General features: G+C 51.7%; 21 protein-coding genes. 5 read left to right on the top strand and 16 right to left on the bottom strand.

From position 1 onward, the window contains the following. From TJ79_RS08895 to TJ79_RS08880, 4 genes are all read right to left on the bottom strand, one after another. Positions 1 to 288 (bottom strand): MBL fold metallo-hydrolase (locus tag TJ79_RS08895; protein WP_040949946.1); only part of this gene is annotated, 288 nt, incomplete at its 3' end. A gap of 35 nt (positions 289 to 323) precedes the next feature. After that, entirely contained in the window at positions 324 to 890 is a 567-nt protein-coding gene (locus tag TJ79_RS08890; protein ID WP_040949945.1) for a thioredoxin family protein, read from the bottom strand. A gap of 26 nt (positions 891 to 916) precedes the next feature. Beyond that, on the bottom strand, positions 917 to 1,522 hold the full coding sequence (gene uptA / locus TJ79_RS08885) for an undecaprenyl phosphate transporter UptA (RefSeq protein WP_040949944.1): 606 nt from the start codon (positions 1,520 to 1,522) through the stop codon (positions 917 to 919). Between the two features lie 256 nt (positions 1,523 to 1,778). Next, positions 1,779 to 2,741, bottom strand: a complete 963-nt coding sequence (locus TJ79_RS08880) for an aldolase catalytic domain-containing protein (RefSeq protein WP_040949943.1) — start codon at positions 2,739 to 2,741, stop codon at positions 1,779 to 1,781. Between the two features lie 179 nt (positions 2,742 to 2,920). Between TJ79_RS08880 and TJ79_RS08875 the strand changes: the two genes are divergently transcribed. Then, positions 2,921 to 3,400: a cupredoxin domain-containing protein gene (locus TJ79_RS08875; RefSeq protein WP_040949942.1), complete on the top strand. Its 480-nt coding sequence runs from the start codon at positions 2,921 to 2,923 to the stop codon at positions 3,398 to 3,400. Between the two features lie 90 nt (positions 3,401 to 3,490). Further along, entirely contained in the window at positions 3,491 to 3,802 is a 312-nt protein-coding gene (locus tag TJ79_RS08870) for a hypothetical protein (protein WP_040949941.1), read from the top strand. A 22-nt stretch (positions 3,803 to 3,824) separates the two neighbouring features. On the opposite strand, the gene TJ79_RS08865 is transcribed toward TJ79_RS08870, so the two are convergent. Further along, a complete protein-coding gene (locus tag TJ79_RS08865; RefSeq protein WP_040949940.1) occupies positions 3,825 to 6,101 on the bottom strand; it encodes an ATP-binding protein in 2,277 nt (758 codons plus the stop codon). A 161-nt stretch (positions 6,102 to 6,262) separates the two neighbouring features. Beyond that, on the bottom strand, positions 6,263 to 7,012 hold the full coding sequence (gene map / locus TJ79_RS08860) for a type I methionyl aminopeptidase (RefSeq protein ID WP_040949939.1): 750 nt from the start codon (positions 7,010 to 7,012) through the stop codon (positions 6,263 to 6,265). A 189-nt stretch (positions 7,013 to 7,201) separates the two neighbouring features. Between map and TJ79_RS08855 the strand changes: the two genes are divergently transcribed. Then, the gene (locus TJ79_RS08855; protein WP_040949938.1) at positions 7,202 to 8,743 is read left to right on the top strand and encodes a bifunctional ADP-dependent NAD(P)H-hydrate dehydratase/NAD(P)H-hydrate epimerase; all 1,542 of its coding nucleotides are present in this window, start codon (positions 7,202 to 7,204) and stop codon (positions 8,741 to 8,743) included. Positions 8,744 to 8,955: 212 nt separating this feature from the next. Here the strand turns inward: TJ79_RS08855 and TJ79_RS27725 are convergent, their stop codons facing one another. Both TJ79_RS27725 and TJ79_RS08850 read right to left on the bottom strand, forming a co-directional pair. Then, positions 8,956 to 9,105, bottom strand: a complete 150-nt coding sequence (locus TJ79_RS27725) for a hypothetical protein (RefSeq protein ID WP_202903308.1) — start codon at positions 9,103 to 9,105, stop codon at positions 8,956 to 8,958. Positions 9,106 to 9,338: 233 nt separating this feature from the next. After that, positions 9,339 to 9,644 (bottom strand): hypothetical protein, encoded by a 306-nt coding sequence (locus TJ79_RS08850; protein WP_040949937.1) that lies wholly within the window; start codon positions 9,642 to 9,644, stop codon positions 9,339 to 9,341. 186 nt (positions 9,645 to 9,830) lie between these two features. Here TJ79_RS08850 and TJ79_RS08845 point away from each other — a divergent pair, with 186 nt between their 5' ends. Together TJ79_RS08845 and TJ79_RS08840 are read left to right on the top strand one after the other, a co-directional pair. After that, the gene (locus tag TJ79_RS08845; RefSeq protein ID WP_040949936.1) at positions 9,831 to 10,523 is read left to right on the top strand and encodes an SOS response-associated peptidase; all 693 of its coding nucleotides are present in this window, start codon (positions 9,831 to 9,833) and stop codon (positions 10,521 to 10,523) included. A gap of 135 nt (positions 10,524 to 10,658) precedes the next feature. Next, positions 10,659 to 11,678, top strand: a complete 1,020-nt coding sequence (locus tag TJ79_RS08840) for an acyltransferase family protein (protein ID WP_040949935.1) — start codon at positions 10,659 to 10,661, stop codon at positions 11,676 to 11,678. A 54-nt stretch (positions 11,679 to 11,732) separates the two neighbouring features. On the opposite strand, the gene yyaC is transcribed toward TJ79_RS08840, so the two are convergent. The 8 genes from yyaC to TJ79_RS08800 form a co-directional block, all read right to left on the bottom strand. Further along, positions 11,733 to 12,281, bottom strand: coding sequence for a spore protease YyaC (gene yyaC, locus TJ79_RS08835; protein ID WP_040949934.1), 549 nt, complete (start codon positions 12,279 to 12,281; stop codon positions 11,733 to 11,735). A 68-nt stretch (positions 12,282 to 12,349) separates the two neighbouring features. Further along, positions 12,350 to 13,738: a glycine--tRNA ligase gene (locus tag TJ79_RS08830; protein WP_040949933.1), complete on the bottom strand. Its 1,389-nt coding sequence runs from the start codon at positions 13,736 to 13,738 to the stop codon at positions 12,350 to 12,352. A gap of 568 nt (positions 13,739 to 14,306) precedes the next feature. Beyond that, positions 14,307 to 15,695 (bottom strand): class II fumarate hydratase, encoded by a 1,389-nt coding sequence (fumC, locus tag TJ79_RS08825; RefSeq protein WP_040949932.1) that lies wholly within the window; start codon positions 15,693 to 15,695, stop codon positions 14,307 to 14,309. Positions 15,696 to 15,753: 58 nt separating this feature from the next. Further along, positions 15,754 to 16,395 carry a PAQR family membrane homeostasis protein TrhA gene (gene trhA, locus TJ79_RS08820; RefSeq protein WP_040949931.1) on the bottom strand — a complete coding sequence of 214 codons (642 nt, stop codon included), beginning with the start codon at positions 16,393 to 16,395 and terminating at the stop codon, positions 15,754 to 15,756. Positions 16,396 to 16,494: 99 nt separating this feature from the next. Then, on the bottom strand, positions 16,495 to 16,761 hold the full coding sequence (locus TJ79_RS08815; protein WP_040949930.1) for a hypothetical protein: 267 nt from the start codon (positions 16,759 to 16,761) through the stop codon (positions 16,495 to 16,497). A gap of 148 nt (positions 16,762 to 16,909) precedes the next feature. Next, positions 16,910 to 17,245: a cytochrome o ubiquinol oxidase subunit IV gene (gene cyoD / locus TJ79_RS08810; protein ID WP_040949929.1), complete on the bottom strand. Its 336-nt coding sequence runs from the start codon at positions 17,243 to 17,245 to the stop codon at positions 16,910 to 16,912. Position 17,246: 1 nt separating this feature from the next. Next, positions 17,247 to 17,861 carry a cytochrome o ubiquinol oxidase subunit III gene (gene cyoC, locus TJ79_RS08805; RefSeq protein WP_040949928.1) on the bottom strand — a complete coding sequence of 205 codons (615 nt, stop codon included), beginning with the start codon at positions 17,859 to 17,861 and terminating at the stop codon, positions 17,247 to 17,249. Beyond that, on the bottom strand, positions 17,861 to 19,843 hold the full coding sequence (locus TJ79_RS08800) for a cbb3-type cytochrome c oxidase subunit I (protein ID WP_040949927.1): 1,983 nt from the start codon (positions 19,841 to 19,843) through the stop codon (positions 17,861 to 17,863). The genes cyoC and TJ79_RS08800 overlap by 1 nt, the downstream gene beginning before the upstream one ends. Between the last annotated feature and the right edge of the window lie 17 nt (positions 19,844 to 19,860).

Raw genomic sequence — 19,860 nt, 5'->3', positions numbered from 1 at the left:
CCACATCAGCGAGCCGTTCTTTTTCGCATCGGCCAGCCAGTCTGCTTCGAGCGAATGCAGGTATACCGGCGCGGAAGTCGCCTGCCGTACCTCCTCCAAACCGCCGATGTGGTCGAAATGGGCGTGGGTGAGTAAAATCGCCTCAATGTTCAAATCGGCGATTCGCCGCAATAGAGGCTTCGGGTTCGTGCCCGGATCGATGATGATGCCACGGTCCCCCGCCGCGTTTTTTAGCAGATAGGCATTGGTTTGCAGCGGTCCGAGTGGGATCGTTTCGATTTGCAGCATGAATGGGTACGCCTTCCTTCCGTAACGTTAACTTCTCAAAACTTCGATAGCAGACTGCGCAGCTCTTTGAGGATTACAGCCTGATAGCCAGTGCCTTCGCCGTACTGATTCATCATGTCTTGGCGGGCAACCGCGATTTTATCCTGATAATCGGGAGCTTCCCGGTCCGGGTTCTCCTCTTTGAACTTGCGCATGACCGCCTGGACGTGCTCCGGACGGGGACCCCACTTGCCGAGTACAAAGCCGCCGGTATCGGTGATGATGACGATGGGGATGGAACGGCCTCCCAAGGTAAGGAATTGATCCATAATTTCGGGGTGCTCTTCGATAATGAGAACTTCCACCGGTATACCAGCGGATTCTAGGGCACGAAAGACGACGGGGACGTTGCGCACCACATCGCCGCACCATTCCGCCATAAGGATGAAAGCGCGCAGATCGTCACGGTTTTTCAATGAGGCATAGAATTCCTTGTCCTCTTCGCTCGGCCATGTAAATCCGTCATAATAACCGACGAACGTTTCTTTGTTCTTCTGCATGCCGTCCATGAATTGAGCCGGTGTTATCCCTTTGCCGAACGTGCCGGCCAAATTTTGCGCCATCCTAACCCTCTCCCGTTCGTATGTAGTCACTTTTTCTTCTTGCGGCGAAGAATTTTATAAATGAAGTACAAGGCTGTTAATCCAACGGCTGCCCATAGGAAGGTATAAGTATAAGGGCCGGCGGCTTCGTCGATGTTGTGCCAATCCTTGCCCATGTCGCTAACTTTGTGTCCCAAGAAAACAAAAAGAATAGACCAGGGAATAATCGCCGCGGTTGTCAGTCCTACGAACTTCCAAAAAGGCATGCGGGCCATACCTGCAGGAATTGATATCGCGTGCCGGAAAACAGGGATGAATCTGCCGGTAAAAATAAGCCCGGCTCCATAACGGTTAAACCAATCTTCCGCCCAATCGATGTGCTTCGGCTTCAAGTGGATGTACTTTCCGTATTTCTCCACAAACGGTCTTCCGCCGTAACGTCCGATCCAATAGATAAAGATTTGCGCGATAACGCCGCCGATGGTACCGAAAATAATCGCTTCTGTAAAATTAACTTCTCCCCGGTACACCAGGTATCCCGCATAAGCGAGGACGATCTCGCTGGGGATGATTTCGATCATAAGACCTAGCATGATACCCCAATATCCGAGCCCGGTAAGAAAATCCAATATCTGTGTTACAAAGTGTCCCATCCTCACCCTGCCTTTCCTCTATTTTCCTGACCTGTCCGCCAGATGCAACCCTATTCTACCATAGGAAGCGGGCTCCATCCAATTTCCTATGCCCGGCAACCGCCAAAATAAACGGCAAACGCTGACACTGGACCCCGATTCCAGGACGAGCGGCGTTCACCATTGCGGAATCAGGTTTATTATAATGATGAATTATTAAATGCTGATGAAAAAAAGAGGACCGAGTTCATCGGTCCTCCTCTTGATTGCCGTTTCGTTAGGACTTCTTCGGAGCCACGATTGACTCAGGAGAGGTGAGAGTGTCATAAAACTCCAGGTAGCGGTCTTTGTTATCGCTGGCCCGAAGTGCCATGGCCGTACGCGGATGCTCGTCGAACACACCGTTGATCATGTACGGAATATTGTAGCCCCACTCCCATTTGTCGCGAATCGCAAGCATATGGTTCTCGATCACGCCCAGAATCGGGCGCACTTCGTACCGGGTGGATTTCACGCGGCTAACCAACAGTTCGGTGTTACAATTGCCTGCTGCGCGACCCATGCCAAACACGGATGAATCCAGGAAGGTTACGCCTTCTTGCAACGCCGCCAGCGTATTGGCGAAGGCCAGTTGAAGGTTGTTGTGCGTATGGATGCCAAGCTGCTTGTTCGGAACGAGGGAACGGAATTTTGCCACCAGCTTGACGATATCTCCCGGGTCCATGCTGCCGTAGGAATCCACGACATACACGACATCAACGGGGCTGTCTGCGATCTCCTTCAGTGCTTCTTCCAGCTCGTGCTCCAAAACATGGGACAACGCCATGATGTTCAGCGACGTCTCATACCCTTTGTCGTGGAATTTCCGTACCAGCTCCAAACCTTTCTCCACGTCCTTGACGTAGCAGGCTACGCGAATCAAATCCAGCATGGACTCTTCCCGGGGCAAAATATCATGCTCGTCCACACGGCCGATATCGACCAACGCTGACAGCTTGGTCTCTGTTTTCTGAGGAATGACCTCGCGCAAAAAAGCTTCATCCAGAAAGCGCCATGGTCCGGCATTGCCGCCTTGAAGCAGCTTCGGCGAATTTTTATAGCCGATCTCCATGTAATCGACGCCGGCCTCACTCAAGCCTTTATACAGATCGCGGACAAACTCCACGCTGAATTCCCAGTTATTCACCAAACCACCGTCACGAATGGTGCAGTCCAGGATTTTGCAATTGTCTTTTACCATCTATGTATCCCCCTATGGCCATTTATCTGCAATTTATAACATTACGGGACAGGTTTGTCAATTCGACAGAAGTGCCGCCTGTTTCTTTAGAATGCCGCCCCAAAATATAGACAAGCAGCGGGAATATTTTTGTCGGACGAGGCATAGGTATCGGTAAAACCTTCGGGAGGGACAAGGTTATGTTCACGACAATCCGAATCCGCAAGAGAACGTTGGCGATTACCGCCCTTTTGCTCTGTCTGATGCTTGTCACTGGCTTCTATTTGAAACACCTTGAAAAAGGCAGCCAACTCGTTTCAGCACTACTGCCAGGCAGCAGTCAAAAAAGCGTCCCGGCACAAGGACGCGTCATCGATCTGGTAACAGGGGAATTCGAATCCACCATGGATAACGGGAAGATGATCGAAGCTTACCGCTGGGACCCTAGCACGATCCCTGTGGAAAAAGGAGAAACCATTACCTTGCGCATTCGGGGCATCAGTGGCGGAAACCATCCCTTCATCATTGAAGGGTTAGGGGTTTCAGGCACCGTGGAAAAAGGAAAGACCAGCAGCTATACATTCACTCCGACCAAGAAAGGCGTATACCGGATGGTCTGTATGTCCCATGAAGACGCAGTTCACGACGGACCGATGGTCGCCTATCTCATCGTCAATTGAACAACTCCCGGTTGTTTTGCAGGAAAGCCGATGTGTAGCTGAACCTCCCCTTCATGCATAAAGTATTGCAGAAGAGAGGCAGGTGCCATCATGAAGGCTGATACTCCGAAGCATCAAAACCATGCTCCAACGGCGCGGAAAATTCGCCGAACCTGCAGCAGAGAGCTGTACAGGACCGTCAAGCGGCTGAAGGTGTACCTCTCCCCGGCCTTAATCAAAGAGGGAGAAGAACTGTATTTCCGCAAAGTCGCCCTGAATTTGCCTTACATTGCCGAACATACCAGCAACCGCAAGCTGTTGGCGGATTGGTTTGAGGAAAATATCGCTCCAGAGCTGTCCGCTCTTTGGAAACTGGAAGCAAAGGATATTGCGGATGCCTTTCGGGACGCATTTGGAGGCTGAGCCGGGCTCAGCCTCTTTAACTTCAAAGCGTATCCGGATAGGGCAACGTTTCGTCTGCGATTATCTCTGCTGCATCATGACTCTGTCCGATAGGCAGCACAATGTCAATGCACGTGCCTTTATTCAGCTCACTCTTTATGTACATGACGCCTTTATGATTGGCGATAATTCTTTGGCTGACCATTAGTCCAAGCCCTGTACCTGATTCCTTGTTCGTATAAAAAGGCTCTCCGATTCGCTCCAGCTGCTCCTGGGAAATGCCGCAGCCTTCATCGACAAAACGGAATCGGACCCGGTTCTGCGAATCCATCGACAGCCGGATGCGGATTTCTCCCCCCTCGGGCATCGCCTCAATACTGTTCTTCAGCAAATTGATGAACACCTGCTTAAGCTGGTTTTCCTCGCAAAAGATCGGCGGCACCTCCCCTAAAATAAGCTCCGTGATCCGCACGTTGTGCAGCAAAGCCTGCGGCTGCATAAGGACGATGGTCTCGCGCATCAGTTCTCGCGGATCCTTCAAGTGGAACCGGTTGATATGCGGCTTCGCCAGCACCATGAATTCACTTACGATGAAATTGATCCGGTCCAGCTCAGAGAGCATCAGGTCTAAATATTGGGGGCTCCCCTGCCCCTTGGATTTCAACAGTTGCACAAATCCCCGTAAGGTCGTAAGAGGGTTGCGAATTTCATGGGCGACTCCCGCAGCCAACTGCCCGACGATTGCCAGCTTTTCTGAACGAAGGAAATATTCTTCGGTTTTTTTACGCTCGGTAATATCACGGCCAATAGCGACGGCTCCAATCACATCGCTGTGACTTTGACGCAGTGGAGAAAGAGTAACGCTCACTGCGATGTTTTGCCCGGCTTTTGTTACCGTTTCGACCTCAACACCCGTTAACGACACTCCCCGGCTAATCTGCGCTAAGGCGTTACTCATTTCTTTCTTTGCCTCTCCCGTTACGATCGGCAACTCCTGATCCTTGATTTCGTCAAGCTTCCAACTAAAAAGAGCTTCAAAAGCATGATTGACCCGCAGCACTTTACCCTCCAGGTCCATGACTACAATTGAATCCGTCGTGCTGTTCATAAAAGACAGGAGCTCGTCTTGGGTTTCCGATAGTTCATTAACGGCTGCCCTCAGCCTTCCGGTGCTTTCCTGCAAATTGAACGACATAAGATTGATCCGCTGCCCAAGGATACCGAGTTCATCCTTGCGGATAAGGGTGTTTTGCACTCCTAATTGGCCTGCTGTTATGTCGCTCACCTGTTTTAAGATCCGGTTCAGCGGACGGACAAGAACATGCATCGCAATGTAGCTGGCTACCAAGACGCAAATCATGAGGAAGAGAGATATCGTAATCTGATTGAACAACAATCCATTCAACACGTTCTCGATGGGACTATATTCTGACACTACGGTAATGACGCAGGGCTTGCCAATGCTTACCGGAAAATAGCTTTTGATCACATGCTTCCCGTCAGAAAATAAGCTGTCGGTTACACTAACTTGCTCCGAAAAAGCCTTATTCACATTGGCCGCATCCGACTTTGAAGCGTATCGGTTTGTGCCGAAGAGCAGAGTAGCGGAAGATTCTTGATGTGACGTCTCAAGCGTAATCGAGTTATACAACTGAGGGCTGTAACCGGATATTTCAAGAAGCAGCGGGTTGTCATTCAAAGTCTTTTCTATGACGGAGTCAGGCTGCGCATCTGTCCGATAGGGGAGAAGGGATAACTGGGAATACCGGGAACAGATCATATAGCCCGAAGAAGTCAGCGTAAAGCCCCATTTTCCTGATAAAGCGGTTCCGTTCACGGTAAATACCGATGATGAGGTTTTAAAAGAATCCTTCTGTTCCGAATCCATTTGTATAGTGTTTATCCTCATATCGGCTATCGAATAAGGCAAAGTACGTTCGAGAAGATCGCTGTCCGAAGAGCGAATGATCGTCCAGCCGTCGTCCGTCAGCATCGCCAGTGACAGACTGGATATTCCCGCCGACTGAGCGATACTACTTAAATCGCTTTCCTCAACCGTATAGATGTCTGCCGGTGAAGATTTAGCAAACATAACGTTCGCCAAACGCAGCGTTTCCGTCAACATCTGATCCATGGAAAGGGAGGCCAGTTGGGAGTTTTCTATGACCGTGGCAATTCCTCTGGCTGTCATCTCCATCTGGTGCTCAAAGTCATGACGGACCACATCCCGCGATGTGACATACGTGATGGACACATTTAATGCCATTATGATGGAAACGAGTGCAAAGACCAGGAGTGAAAGCTTGATTTTGATGGACAAGATTGCCACCCGCTTCTTTTTAAGTATCGAGTACTAAATCGTTTCGATAGAATATTCTTCATATTCCAACAAAATCCTCCAATCGCCTCGCTTCTCCAATAACAAAAACGCCCAACTCCCAAAAAGATGGAAGTTGGACGATTGTTGATCTGTCCGTATGTTTAATCCTGCAAAGTGAGAATCAACGGGCCATCTTTTGTGATGGCGATAGTATGCTCATACTGGGCGGAAAGGCCGCCGTCTCGAGTGCGTGCCGTCCAACCGTCCTCTTCCACATAGGCTTCCCAATGACCCGTGTTGATCATCGGTTCTACCGTGATGACCATACCTTCCTTCAGCCGCAAACCACGGCCTGCAGGGCCATAGTGAGGAACTTCCGGATCCTCATGCATTTCCTGACCGATGCCATGGCCGATAAACTGCCTGACCACCGAATAGCCTTTTCCTTCAGCATAGCTTTGAATCGCGTGAGAAATATCGCCCATCCGGTTGCCGACCACTGCTTGGGCTATGCCCTTATACATCGATTCTTCCGTGGTCTTAAGAAGATTTGCCACTTCCGGACTTAGCTTGCCTACTCCATAGGACCAGGCGGAATCCGCCAGCCAACCGTTCAGGTTGACGACCATATCTATGGTTACGATATCCCCTTCCTGCAAAGGAATTTTTTTAGGAAAGCCGTGGCATACGACATCGTTGACGGATGCACAGATGGAATAGGGATATCCGTGATAGCCTTTTTGTTCATGGGTGGCTCCGTGTGCACGGACAAAGGCGTCGGCAAACTCATCGAGCTCCCAGGTCGTAACTCCGGGAACGATTCGCTTGGCGATCTCTTTATGGCAGGCGGCCAAAAGCTTCCCAGCTTCCCGCATCTTAGCAATCTCTTCCGGCTTCTTGATTATGATCATGAGATACCTCCTGAATAATAACCTTGATGGTTTTCTCTACTTCAACACTATATGTCGAAATTCCGGTTGTAACCATTCGTAACCCTCCGGTTTTTTCGATATACTTAGTACTATTCATGATTTACTGTACCACAAATAGACTTGTTCGCCAAAAGCAGACGAAAGTTGATTTTACAGGAGGCAAGACCAATGTTTCTCGTTACATCGGAAGAGATGAGGCAGCTGGATCGACACACTATCGATCATCTGGGTATTCCAGCGCTTATTCTTATGGAAAATGCCGGCCGGGCGCTAGCGGAGGAAACCGCAGCCTATGCCCGGGAACTGGAGCGGACAGACGGCAAACCTCGATCACACTGGCTGATCCTGGCCGGCAAAGGCAATAACGGTGGAGACGGCCTCGTCGCCGCCCGTCATTTGCGGGAGATGGGCTTTAAGATCGATCTCCTCTTTGCAGAACCTCCCGAAGCACTGAAAGACGAAGCTGCCCAGCAATTGGACATGGTCCGCAAGCTGGGGTTTGCCGAATCTGTGTATATGGAAAATAATACAGGTTGGGCGGGATATGATGGACTTATCGACGCCCTGCTGGGTACCGGTTCCAAAGGAGCGCCCCGTGCTCCTTATGATGCTCTGATTCGCGAAGCCAATGCCAGCGGCCTGCCCATTATTGCTGCGGACATCCCAAGCGGCCTTAACACTGACACCGGTGAAATCGGCGAACCGTGCATCCGTGCCGTTCGCACGGTCAGCTTCGCCTTCTTGAAGCGAGGGCTTGCGCAGTATCCCGGCGCGGAAGTTGCAGGCGTTGTCTCTGCCAGAGCTATAGGCATTCCGCGGGAGCTCCCCCGCGAATTCGGTATCGTAGCGCGGCTATTAACGAAAGAAACACTGGCGGAAATAGGCGCTAACCCGAACCGCCAAAGAGTCGCCGACACCCACAAGGGCAGCTATGGCCATGTACTCATCGCCGCAGGCACCTTGCGCATGAGCGGCGCCGGGCTGCTCGCAACCCGGGCCGCGCTCCGCGCCGGCTGCGGCCTGGCCACGTGGGCTGTGCCCGCCAGTCTGGTGCGGCACCTGCTGGGCCAGCTGCCGGAAGCGATGCTGGCTGGCGTGCCCGACGCCGGTCACGGCGACTGGACCCACGTGTCGACTGAGGCACTGGCGGCCTTGGCCGCAGAACGGGACGCCATGGTGATTGGGCCGGGACTCGGCCGCTACGCCGAAGACGACCAGTGGCTCCGCGCCATCTGGGAAAGCGTACCCGGGCCGCTCCTCATCGACGCCGACGCCCTAAACATGTTGGCATCCGCCAAGGATGCCGCTGCTTGGCCGGTCCGCAAAGCTCCAACGGTGCTGACGCCACACCCCGGCGAGATGGCACGCCTAATGGGCGTCTCTACCGCTGAGGTGCAGCGGGACCGGATCGGCGCCGCCTTGCGGTTTGCCGGTGAGCGGGGCGTTACCCTCGTGCTGAAGGGAGCCCGCACGGTCATCGCCACACCGGAAGGATCAGCGTACGTCAATCTGACGGGCAATCCCGGCATGGCCACCGGCGGCACCGGCGATGCCCTTTCAGGCATTATTGCAAGCCTGTTAGCCCAAGGCTATACCGCCGAACAGGCTGCTTGTCTCGGCGTCTATCTCCACGGCCTAGCTGGTGACCAGGCTGCCGCGAAACGCCCATCCGGTCGGCTGCTGGCCGGAGATTTGATCGACGAATTATAAGAAAAACCATCTATCGATGTAAATTCAAAGAAGACGGACCGCTCTTAGTAGTCGTTTTTCTTGCGACATCAGGGAGTCGCTGCTTCGCCGTAAATTCTTTCTGATATCTTAAAGAAAAGCTGCCCTCGAAACAGACAAAAAATTCTGTTCGAGAGCAGCTTGTTTTTTTTTAAACGTTGCAGGCGAAGGCGACGGAGACCTGTGAATGATTTTCAAACGGCATTCCGGCGGGCTTTTTCCATTGCGATGCGCTGTTGTTCCGCCTTCTGGATGCGAATAATGAGCAGCTGCAGCAAATTGGCTCGCAGCTGTTTCTGTTTGCAGCGACTTAGCTTACGCAAAATAAACCGTTCAATGGACATGCCCTTTCACTCCTTTTGAACTCATTTTGGGCACGAAGGTTGGGTACTTATTCTTAAACAAAACCGCGAAATTTGAAACCAATTTCAACCATCATCTGTCAAAAATTTGCGCATAATGCGTACAACGAAAAGCCCTCCCAGGTTCGCAAAATGCGAATGAAGGGAGAGCATGGCGTCTATAGAAATTGCGATTGGAAGAATAATCAGGTTTTGCAATAAAAGAGATTAACCCGTCACCCTGCTTTGGTCTCTTCGGTCCTTTGAGAGGTGGTATCGATCATTCCGTGCAGCTGGATTTTTCGCTCCTGATTGCTCTGCCACTCATCTTGCGGACTCGTAACGACATAAGGGTCCGGCAAGTTACGCGGATCGTCCCAGCGGCATTCTACACCCCGGCCTCCAGCCTCGCCCCTAAACATTTTACAACCGGCACAAAATTGATGCTTATGTTGATCGTCCAGACGGATGATTCGATTCCTAAGACAGCAATATACTTCCGTTTCCGAATTCTCCAGATTAATATGTGTGATCATCGTCATCGTTGCTTCGCTCCTTTATCTCTGTTATAACAAAAGCAAGCTCCTCTATTATAGAAAAGAGCCGCTGCGCATTGTGTCGCATGCTGCGCCGGCTGCTTTGAAACCTTTCGATTATTTCCGACATGCTGAAATAGCATAGAATATGCAGCTTGTATTGAATTGGGAACCAGGAAAGGGGAAACCCGCATGTGCGGACGATATACGATCATCGTTTCGTTGGAGGAACTGATTGTCCGGTTCCAAATTGATGAGTGGAATGCAGCCCATTACAAGCCGCGCTACAATCTTGCGCCTGGACAAGCGGTTTATGCTGTCGTGGAGGATCATGAAGGGAAGCATCGGTTAGGAGAGTTGAAATGGGGGCTGGTGCCTTCTTGGTCAAAGGATGAAAAGAGCGGGTTCAAGATGATTAACGCACGGGCGGAGACGGCGGATATCAAACCTGCCTTCAAAATGCTGCTGGAGCGTAAGCGCTGCCTCATTCCCGCCGACGGCTATTACGAGTGGAAGAAAACGGAGAACGGAGCCAAGCAGCCCTACCGGTTTCGGCTGAAAAGCGGTAAACTGTTCGCCATGGCTGGCTTGTATGACAGTTGGATATCTCCAGAGGGAAGCCGGCTGTCAACCTGCACCATCTTGACCACCGTACCCAACCGGCTTACGGGGGAGGTTCATGACCGCATGCCGGTTATTTTGAAGCCGGAGCATGAAGGATTATGGCTGAACCGGGAAATTCGTTCCGCCGAACCGCTGAAGCCTCTCTTTGCTCCCTATCCGGAAGACGAGATGGAGACTTATCCTGTAGACCCGCGTGTCGGCAACGTTGCCACCGAAGGCCCGGCTTGCATTGAGCTTTATACGAAATTGTCGATCCGATAAGAAAAAAACCGGGAAAATAACATCCAGAATGCTCCTGACGTCTCTATTCCAAATGATACAAATTGTATAATAATGATTATATTACTACTCTTTGTATCTTCGAAATTGAAATTTTGACGAAACGGAGTGAAGGCATTGGAAAAGAAAGCCAGATTAAAAGAAATCGATGTCATTAAAGGACTCACCATCACCATGGTCGTTCTTGGCCACACGAACATCTCTCACCACATTGAGACCATCCTGTCTGGCTTCCGCATGCCACTGTTCTTCCTCGCCGCCGGTTTCGTTGTAAGCACGAACAAATACATCGATCATTACCATCAATTTGTGATTTCCAAACTATGGCGTCTGGTGGTGCCGTACTTTACCGCAAGCGCGCTGCTCTTCGGATTCTGGTTCATCAGATTTGCTGATGATGTTTCCCCTTGGCTCGCCGTGAAGGATATTTTTACGGGCAACAATCCCCGCATCGGTGCCCCCCTATGGTTCCTGCCTTGCCTGTTTTCAGCAGAGCTCATTTTTTTGGGAACTCTTATCATAACGAAATCGGCAAAACATCCATTGACTCGATGGGGTGTTTTTCTTGCTCTCTCCTTTGCCGGGGTATTCATCGGCCGCATCGTGCAAATCCCTTGGAATCTAGATATTGCCTTAGCCATACAGCTCTTTATGTACTTTGGTTACGATCTGAAAACAAGGAAATTGTATCGGGAGTATTGCTTTCCAAAATGGATGATTTTGGCGTCCCTAATCATCTTCCCGACAGCCGTAACGCTTAATGGCGAAATCGGAATCAGCATGCGGTCCTATAATAATGTGTTTCTCTTTTTTATCGCAGGCTTGACCGGCTGTATCTTGATCATGTCGATCGTCCGCTATTTGGTAAAAATCAAGGGAGTATCGCCTGTCTTCACATACATCGGGCAGCATTCCTTGACTATCCTTTTGTATCATACGGTCATTATCTTCATCTTCGTCAGAGCCACCCATATTCACGTTCAATTTATCCAACTCGTAGTCGGCATGTCCCTTGCTTTAGCTTTGGATTGGTTGTTGAGAAAACTGCCCATCGCCAAAACGGTTTTCCTTGGAGAACGGTCATCGAAAAAAAGCGGGGCTACCCCCGTCTTGTCCGGAGAAACTGCAAGCGCTTAACCCGCCGGCGGAACGACAGCCGCTGCAAACAATCGGCTCCGGCTGCTCATGAAGTCAATCCGTCCGTCTAGCGATTCCATCCCCCATATACGCCGCAAGGATCGCAGCAGCCGCTAACCTGGCCATCTCCATGACCAAGCAGAGCGAGGCCGTCTGCAGCATACTGTATGGATTGCCGTAGTTCGGTGCAACTACGCCGAGAAGCGCAGCCGTACCCAAACTTGGCAGTGGTTTACCCATGGATTTTCCCGGTTCGAGCGGCCGGTTTTGCACGCGGAATTTGCCCAGCTCCGCACCGACGCAGCAGTCAACGGCAAGGATGAAATCAGCATGGGGCAATGAAGTAACCCGCTGAGCCAGGTTCGAAGAGTCCCAAGGATCGTCCAATGTACCGAACACACGGGGATACCCAGCCTCACGCAAAAAAGTTCCGATCAGCGGCCCGAAAGCATCGCCGGTGGAACGGTCCGTGCCGACGCAGACGATGATCGGTACCGCTTTATCGCGGTTGTCTGCCGACGACACGGATGAAGATAACCTCTCTGCTGAAGATAGCCTCGCCAGCTTTTCCGCCAATCGGGCACTGCCCGTCAATTCAGACATTCGTTTCTGCTCCTTTTAAGAAAGATGCCCCCATCCATCATCGGACGAGGGCATCTTGCATGATTCGCTTACCAAGCCAGTTTCGCTTCCAGGAATGCCTTCAGTTCGGAGATAGGCATGCGCTGCTGCTCCATCGTATCCCGGTCACGCACGGTTACTTGGCCGTCGGTCTCGGAATCGAAGTCATAGGTGATGGCGAAAGGCGTGCCAATTTCATCGTGACGGCGGTACCGTTTACCGATAGAACCGGAATCGTCGTAGTCCACCATGAAGTCCGCAGCCAGATCGGCGAATATCTTTTGGGCACCGTCCGCCAGCTTCTTCGACAGCGGGAAAATCGCTGCTTTGTAAGGAGCGAGAGCCGGGTGCAGATGCATAACCGTGCGGCTGTCTCCGCCTTCCAGCGCCTGCTCCTCGTAAGAGTCAATGAGGAACGCTAATGTTACCCGGTCTGCGCCGAGAGATGGCTCGATGCAGTAAGGCACATAACGCTCGTTGTTATTATCCTGGTCGATATAGTTGAAGTCTTCACCGGAATGTTCCATGTGCTGCTTCAAGTCGTAATCGGTGCGGTCGGCAATGCCCCACAATTCGCCCCAGCCGAAGGGGAAACGGAATTCGATGTCCGTCGTGGCGTTGCTGTAGTGGGACAGTTCGTCGTCGGAGTGATCCCGCAAGCGGATGCTTTCTTCCTTGATGCCGAGGCCGAGCAGCCAATCTTTACAGAAGCTGCGCCAGTAGCCGAACCATTCCATATCCTCGCCAGGCTTACAGAAAAATTCAAGCTCCATTTGCTCGAATTCCCGGGTACGGAAAGTAAAGTTGCCAGGCGTGATTTCATTGCGGAAGCTTTTGCCGATTTGGCCGATACCGAAGGGCAGCTTTTTGCGCATGGTGCGCTGCACGTTTTTGAAGTTGACGAAAATGCCTTGAGCCGTCTCCGGGCGAAGGTAAATTTCGTTGGCGCTGGACACGGTAACCCCTTGATGGGTCTTGAACATCAGATTGAACTGGCGGATATCTGTGTAATCGAAAGCGCCGCAATCCGGGCACACGATGTGGTGCTCTTTCACCAAATCCATCATTTGATCAAAGCTGAGACCGTCTACGACCAGCTCGATGCCTTTTTCGGCAAGGGCGTTTTCGATGATCTTGTCGGCCCGGTGGCGGGCTTTGCACTGTTTGCAGTCGATCATCGGGTCGTTGAAGTTGCCCACGTGGCCGGAAGCCACCCAAGCTTGAGGATTCATCAAAATCGCCGCGTCCAAGCCGACGTTGTAAGGCGATTGTTGAATGAACTTCTTCCACCATGCCTTTTTCACGTTGTTTTTCAGTTCCACGCCCAAAGGACCGTAGTCCCACGTATTCGCGAGTCCTCCGTAAATTTCCGAGCCGGGAAAAACAAAGCCCCGATGCTTGGCGTGGCCAACAATTTGATCCATCGTTACTTCACTCATTCGCGCTTCTTCTCCTTTATCTTTAAATGCGCCCGGGCCTGCCTGCAGCCATCAAAAAAAGCTCCCGCCCCCGGACAAGATTCCTCGTCCGGGGACGAAAGCTTTCGCTTCCGCGGTTCCACCCCAGTTGACGCGCCGTTCATCGCTAACCTGCGATGCGCGGGTACGTCCACTTTCTTCACGTTGGCTCGGGAGCGCCCTTTCTGCGGCTGTTGTCCCGGGCTTTCACCGTCCCCGGTTCGCTAATGTTCAACAGGCACCGCGTACTCTTTCTCCGTCGCAGCCGAAATTATGATTTGATTTCTATGGTAGCGTCAAACGTTCCGCTTGTCAAACGGGCTTTTGGCTTTAACGGCTACTGAAGATTAATTGCCATACATGCTGGAACTACGGAACATTTAAACTTCCAGCCGCTGTTGTTTTCGGATTTCCTGAATGAAACTGGTTAAGAGGAAGAAATCCGAAAACAAAGGCGGACGCTGACGCTCCTACGGTTCAAATGTCCTCCATTCCTCTATCGGCAATCAAACGGTAAACCGTTCAAACCAGCCAAAAGCCATCCAGCGCCTTAAGCCTTAGGGCCAATCATTTCTTCCGGCTTGACGAATTCGTCGAATTGCTCCGCCGTCAGGATGCCGGAACGAACTGCAGATTCCTTCAGAGACAAGCCTTCCTTGTGAGCCGTCTTTGCGATGAAGGCCGCTTTCTCGTAGCCGATGTGGGGATTGAGGGCGGTGACAAGCATCAGCGATTCCTCCAAATACTTGGCGATGACTTCCCGGTTCGGCTCGATGCCGACGGCGCAGTGCTCGTTGAAGGAATTCATAGCATCGGCCAGCAGTTGACAAGTTTGCAGGAAGTTGTACAGGATGACCGGCTTGAATACGTTCAGCTCGAAATTACCTTGGCTGGCGGCGAAGCCGATGGCGGCATCATTGCCCATAACTTGAACGGCAACCATGGTCATCGCTTCGCTTTGGGTCGGGTTGACTTTGCCCGGCATGATGGAGCTGCCCGGCTCGTTTTCCGGGATGCGGATTTCGCCTATGCCGCAGCGGGGACCGCTGGCCAGCCAGCGCACATCGTTGGCAATCTTCATCAAGTCGGCAGCCAGCGCCTTCAGCGCACCGTGGGCATAAACCGTTTGGTCATGGCTGGTCAACGCATGGAATTTATTGTCGGAGGAAACGAATGTCGTTCCCGTTTGCATGCTGATTTCCGCCGCCGTCATCTCGCCGAATTTGGGATGGGCATTAAGCCCCGTGCCGACAGCGGTGCCGCCGATGGCCAGCTCCTTCAGCCCTTCCGCACTCTCGCGGATCATCCTGCCGCTTTTAACCAACATCGCTTCCCAGCCGCTGATTTCCTGCCCTAACGTGATGGGCGTCGCATCCTGCAAATGGGTCCGGCCGATTTTGACGATGTCGCCAAACTCCGCGATTTTCGCAGCGAAGGTTTTTCGCAGCGCCTCTAGAGCCGGCAGTACACGCTGTTCTACGGCAAGGAGCGAAGCGATATGCATCGCCGTTGGGAACGTATCGTTGGAGCTTTGGGAGCGGTTCACGTCGTCATTCGGGTGAACCCGCGCCGTGCTGTTTTTCCGTTCCAGGAGCTGGTTAGCCCTTCTTGCAATCACTTCATTCACATTCATATTGGACTGGGTGCCGCTTCCGGTTTGCCAGACGACAAGAGGAAATTGGTCATCCCAACGTCCGCCCAAAATCTCATCCGCCGCCACAGAGATGGCGTCCGCTTTTTCCGGGTCCAAATTCCCCAGCTTGCGATTGGCGACGGCTGCCGCCTTTTTAAGATCAGCAAAAGCCCGGATCACGTCGAGGGGCATTTTTTCGCTTCCGATGCGGAAATTCTCGCTGCTGCGCTGGGTTTGCGCTCCCCACAATTTATCGGCCGGAACGCGGATTTCGCCCATAGTGTCTTTTTCGATACGGTAGTCCATTGATTTGCTCCTCTCGCCACATCAATCGTGAATGATCTATTCCATGAATGCCGGATACTCAAGCTGGCAGCATGTACATAATTGCAAAGAAATGCATAATGGATCCGCCTAACACGAACAAATGCCAGACTCCGTGGTGGTAAGGAAAACTCCGCCAAACATAAAAAATCGTTCCTACCGTATAAAGAATGCCGCCGATCACGAGAAACACCATGCCGGGACCGGAAAATACCGCCGTAATCGGCTTCCAGGCAAAAACAATGATCCATCCCATGAAAATATAGAAGATTGTCGAGGTAAATAGATAGCGTTTGACGAAAAAGGATTTAAACACGATGCCCCCTATGGCGATCCCCCAAACGATGCCGAAGAGCGTCCAACCCAGCGGACCTTTGATTTGGGTGAAAAGAATCGGGGTATACGTGCCGGCGATAAATAGGTAGATTGAGGAATGATCAAAGATTTCAAAAAGATCCTTCACTTTTCCTTCGGGAAAGCTATGGACTAGGGTTGAGCATATGTACAGCAGCAGCATGGTGGTCCCGAAAATCGTGAAGCTGACGACATGCCATGCGGTCCCCTTCAGACTGGCAAATACAATGAGTAAAACCAAAGCAGCAACACTAAGCAGAGCGCCGATGCCGTGGGTAATCGCATTGACGACTTCTTCCTTGCGCGTATAAACATGGGTGTTGGCCATGCGGGGTGCTCCTTTCGGGAAACGTCTACAGATTTATTATACATACCCTAAGAAGGTCCTGCATCTCTATAGGCATCTCTTGATGATGTCATTTTCTAATTATTCGGCAAGCGCACTCATTGCAGCGTCGATCAAACCGTCGAACCCTTCATCGTCCTCTTCAATCCAGGCTTCCACCGCTTCGATATCCTCTTCCTTACCGGGACCTTCGGCAAAGTGCAGGCTGTACATCCAATCGTTGCCTTTTTTGCTGTATAAGGTGCATTCATAAGGCTGGCTGTGGCCTTCCACCGAAAATAAGACTCTGCCTTCGTAAGATTGCTCCTCATCGCGCTGCATGTTGGCCTGAATAACGGTTATATTCATCCTCGCTAACTCCCTCATCTCATCGTTTAGAAGCCTTTTCCAAGCTTCATCCCCTATCGTACACTGCCTGTCGAAAAAGCTCAAACATCCACACAGAGCAAAAAAACCGGCAGGCGAGTTCCGCCAAACCGGTTTTCGTTTTTGATCTTTAAGGTACGATTTGCACCGTGGAGTTAAAGGACATGATCCACATGGACCCTGCCACGATGGTAAAGACGAGAATGCCGCCCAAAATCAATGCCATCACGTTGTAACGGGGCTTCTCTTCCTCACGGAGATGCATGAAGAAGAACAGCTGTACCAGCAATTGGAACACCGCTGCCGCGATAAGCGTGACGTAGGTGGCCGTCTTGCCCAGCATGGAGTTCATCACCACGACGATGGGAATGATCGTTAGCACGATGGACAAAATGAACCCGATGGTATAGGACTTAATGGAGCCGTGTCCATGCTCTTGCTTGCTTGCGGTATCGTGATTCGCCATTTTACATCACCCCCATTAAATATACGACGGTGAAGACGAAGATCCAGATGACGTCGAGAAAGTGCCAGTACAGACTGACGATGGTTACTTTCCGCCGTGTCGCCGGGGTAATGCCTCGGCGCTTCAATTGAATCATGAGCGCAATCATCCAGCAAATGCCGATGGAAACGTGAACCCCGTGGGTACCGACCAAGGTAAAGAAAGCGGATAGGAACGAACTGCTGGCAATGGTATGGCCTTCGTTCACCAGCTTCACGAATTCCGTCACTTCCAGACCGATAAAGCAAAGGCCGAGAGCGGCGGTGACGACCAACCAACCGATAAGCTGGTTTTTCTTTCCGGCCTGCATACCGAGTACGGCAAGACCACCGGTAAAGCTGCTGGTGAGCAGGATGAAAGTTTCGGCAATAACGCCGGGCATTTCAAACAGTTCCTTCGCCCCTGGGCCACCGTTGGTGTGCAATTGCAAAACCACGTAAGTGGCGAACAGGGAGCCGAATAACAGGCAGTCGGTGACGAGGAAAATCCAGAAGCCCATAATCCTCAAGGCTTCCAAATTCACATGACCGTGATCATGGCCATGGACTTCGTGCTCTTGGGCAACACTATGAGACATTAGACTAACCTCCCCGCTGCGGCTTCCGTACGCCGTATTTCTTCAACCGGAATATAATAATCGTCATCGTAAGACGTGAACGAACGGACAAACAAGCAAACCGCTACACCGACCAGTCCGGGAATAGCCATCCACAGCCAATCGAAGACAAAGCCGAAGCCGGCAATGAACCAGAAGACCGACATGATGAACGGGATTCCGGTATTTTTCGGCATGTGAATCGGCTCCAGCTTGACCGGCTCGGACAAGATGCCTTTTTCCCGCTTCTCCTTCGTTCTCCACCAATCATCTGCTTCGGTTACTTGAGGAATGACCGCGAAATTGTAGATTGGCGCAGGAGACGGAATCGACCATTCCAGCGTACGGCCGTTCCAAGGATCACCTGTCGTATCTTTTTTGCCCTTCAAGATGCTATAGCTGATTTGCCATACTTGGAAAATGAAGCCGATCCCCATCAGGAATGCGCCGACGGTGGACACAATATTGAATGGCGCCCAACCCCGGTCCCAGCCCAAATCTTCGCCGTAGGTATAAACCCGCCGGGTCATGCCCATGAAGCCCAGGAAGTATTGCGGCATGAAACAGGTATAGAAGCCGATATTCCACAGCCAGAACGCCCAACTGCCCAACTTGTCGTTAAGCTTGAAGCCGAACATCTTCGGCCACCAGTAGTACAGCCCGGCCAGATAGCCGAAAACGACGCCGCCAATCAGTACTTGGTGGAAGTGAGCAACAAGGAAATAACTGTTGTGGTATTGATAATCAGCCGGCGCAACCGCCAGCATAACCCCCGTCGCTCCGCCTACAACGAAGCAGGGGATGAAAGCTAACGTCCACATCATCGGCTGAGTAATTCGGATGCGGCCACGGAACATCGTGAACAACCAGTTGAAGATTTTCACCCCGGTCGGTATCCCGATGGCCATGGTCGCTATGGCGAAGAAGATGTTTACGTCCGCCCCCGATCCCATGGTAAAGAAGTGGTGGACCCAGGTGAAGAAGCCGACGACACTGATCAGCATCATCGAGAACACCATGGATTTATAGCCGAATATACTTTTTCTCGAAAACGTACTGACGATTTCCGAGAAGATCCCGAATGCCGGAAGCACGACGATGTATACCTCCGGGTGACCCCACATCCAGATGAGGTTGACATACATCATCGGCATGCCGCCGCCATCCATCGTGAAGAAGTGAGCTCCCGTGAACCGGTCAATGAACAGTAAAGCCAAGGTAACGGTCAAGATCGGAAAAGCGAAGATGATCATGACACAGCTGGACAATACCGACCAGGAGAACAGCGGCATCTTCATTAGTTTCATACCCGGCGCACGCATTTTGAGAATGGTCACCAGGAAGTTGATGCCCGTCGCCAAGCTGCCGATCCCGGATATTTGAATACCCCAAATATAGAAGTTTTCTCCGACGCCCGGGCTGTGGGACATTTCCGATAGCGGAGGATAGCTGAGCCAGCCAGCTTCCGGAGAACCGCCGATAACGAAGGAAACGTTAAACAGCATCGCTCCCATAAAGAACAGCCAGAAGCTGAGCGAGTTCAGAAACGGATAGGCGACATCGCGCGCCCCGATTTGCAGCGGCACGGCGATGTTGAACAAACCAAACATCAGCGGCATCGCCATAAACAAAATCATGATCGTGCCATGAGTCGTAAAGACCTGATTATAGTGCTCGGCCTGCAAAAAGTCGACGTTTGGCAAAGCCAGCTGAACCCGCATCATCAAAGCGTCCATCCCGCCGCGGAACAGCATGAGGAGGGATGCGATGATATACATGATGCCGACACGCTTGTGGTCGACGGTTGTCAACCACTCCCGCCAAAGCCAGCCCCACTTTTTAAAATACGTCAACACGAAGATGATGGCGACCGTTGTCAATCCGATCGCCACATCCGCGCCGTAGATAAGCGGGTCGCCGGTGACGAAAAAGTCGGAAGCAAAGTCTTTTATTTTATCCAACATGGGTTAACCCTACTTTC

This window comes from Gorillibacterium massiliense (genome assembly GCF_000455485.1).
Taxonomy (GTDB): Bacteria; Bacillota; Bacilli; order Paenibacillales; family NBRC-103111; genus Gorillibacterium; species Gorillibacterium massiliense.
Note: the sequence above shows the minus strand (reverse complement) of the source record. Positions and strands in the feature narration are given on the sequence as shown.

What these genes read in the sequence shown, in the direction of transcription:
- yyaC (WP_040949934.1), bottom strand. Translation starts at nt 12,281, where the DNA reads ATGTCTGAATTGACGGGCAGTGCCCGATTGGCGGAAAAGCTGGCGAGG.
- TJ79_RS08830 (WP_040949933.1), bottom strand. Translation starts at nt 13,738, where the DNA reads ATGAGTGAAGTAACGATGGATCAAATTGTTGGCCACGCCAAGCATCGG.
- uptA (WP_040949944.1), bottom strand. Translation starts at nt 1,522, where the DNA reads ATGGGACACTTTGTAACACAGATATTGGATTTTCTTACCGGGCTCGGA.
- cyoD (WP_040949929.1), bottom strand. Translation starts at nt 17,245, where the DNA reads ATGGCGAATCACGATACCGCAAGCAAGCAAGAGCATGGACACGGCTCC.
- fumC (WP_040949932.1), bottom strand. Translation starts at nt 15,695, where the DNA reads ATGGACTACCGTATCGAAAAAGACACTATGGGCGAAATCCGCGTTCCG.
- TJ79_RS08800 (WP_040949927.1), bottom strand. Translation starts at nt 19,843, where the DNA reads ATGTTGGATAAAATAAAAGACTTTGCTTCCGACTTTTTCGTCACCGGC.
- TJ79_RS08890 (WP_040949945.1), bottom strand. Translation starts at nt 890, where the DNA reads ATGGCGCAAAATTTGGCCGGCACGTTCGGCAAAGGGATAACACCGGCT.
- cyoC (WP_040949928.1), bottom strand. Translation starts at nt 17,861, where the DNA reads ATGTCTCATAGTGTTGCCCAAGAGCACGAAGTCCATGGCCATGATCAC.
- map (WP_040949939.1), bottom strand. Translation starts at nt 7,012, where the DNA reads ATGATCATAATCAAGAAGCCGGAAGAGATTGCTAAGATGCGGGAAGCT.
- TJ79_RS08870 (WP_040949941.1), top strand. Translation starts at nt 3,491, where the DNA reads ATGAAGGCTGATACTCCGAAGCATCAAAACCATGCTCCAACGGCGCGG.
- TJ79_RS08875 (WP_040949942.1), top strand. Translation starts at nt 2,921, where the DNA reads ATGTTCACGACAATCCGAATCCGCAAGAGAACGTTGGCGATTACCGCC.
- TJ79_RS27725 (WP_202903308.1), bottom strand. Translation starts at nt 9,105, where the DNA reads ATGTCCATTGAACGGTTTATTTTGCGTAAGCTAAGTCGCTGCAAACAG.
- TJ79_RS08855 (WP_040949938.1), top strand. Translation starts at nt 7,202, where the DNA reads ATGTTTCTCGTTACATCGGAAGAGATGAGGCAGCTGGATCGACACACT.
- trhA (WP_040949931.1), bottom strand. Translation starts at nt 16,395, where the DNA reads ATGGCCAACACCCATGTTTATACGCGCAAGGAAGAAGTCGTCAATGCG.
- TJ79_RS08850 (WP_040949937.1), bottom strand. Translation starts at nt 9,644, where the DNA reads ATGACGATGATCACACATATTAATCTGGAGAATTCGGAAACGGAAGTA.
- TJ79_RS08845 (WP_040949936.1), top strand. Translation starts at nt 9,831, where the DNA reads ATGTGCGGACGATATACGATCATCGTTTCGTTGGAGGAACTGATTGTC.
- TJ79_RS08815 (WP_040949930.1), bottom strand. Translation starts at nt 16,761, where the DNA reads ATGAATATAACCGTTATTCAGGCCAACATGCAGCGCGATGAGGAGCAA.
- TJ79_RS08880 (WP_040949943.1), bottom strand. Translation starts at nt 2,741, where the DNA reads ATGGTAAAAGACAATTGCAAAATCCTGGACTGCACCATTCGTGACGGT.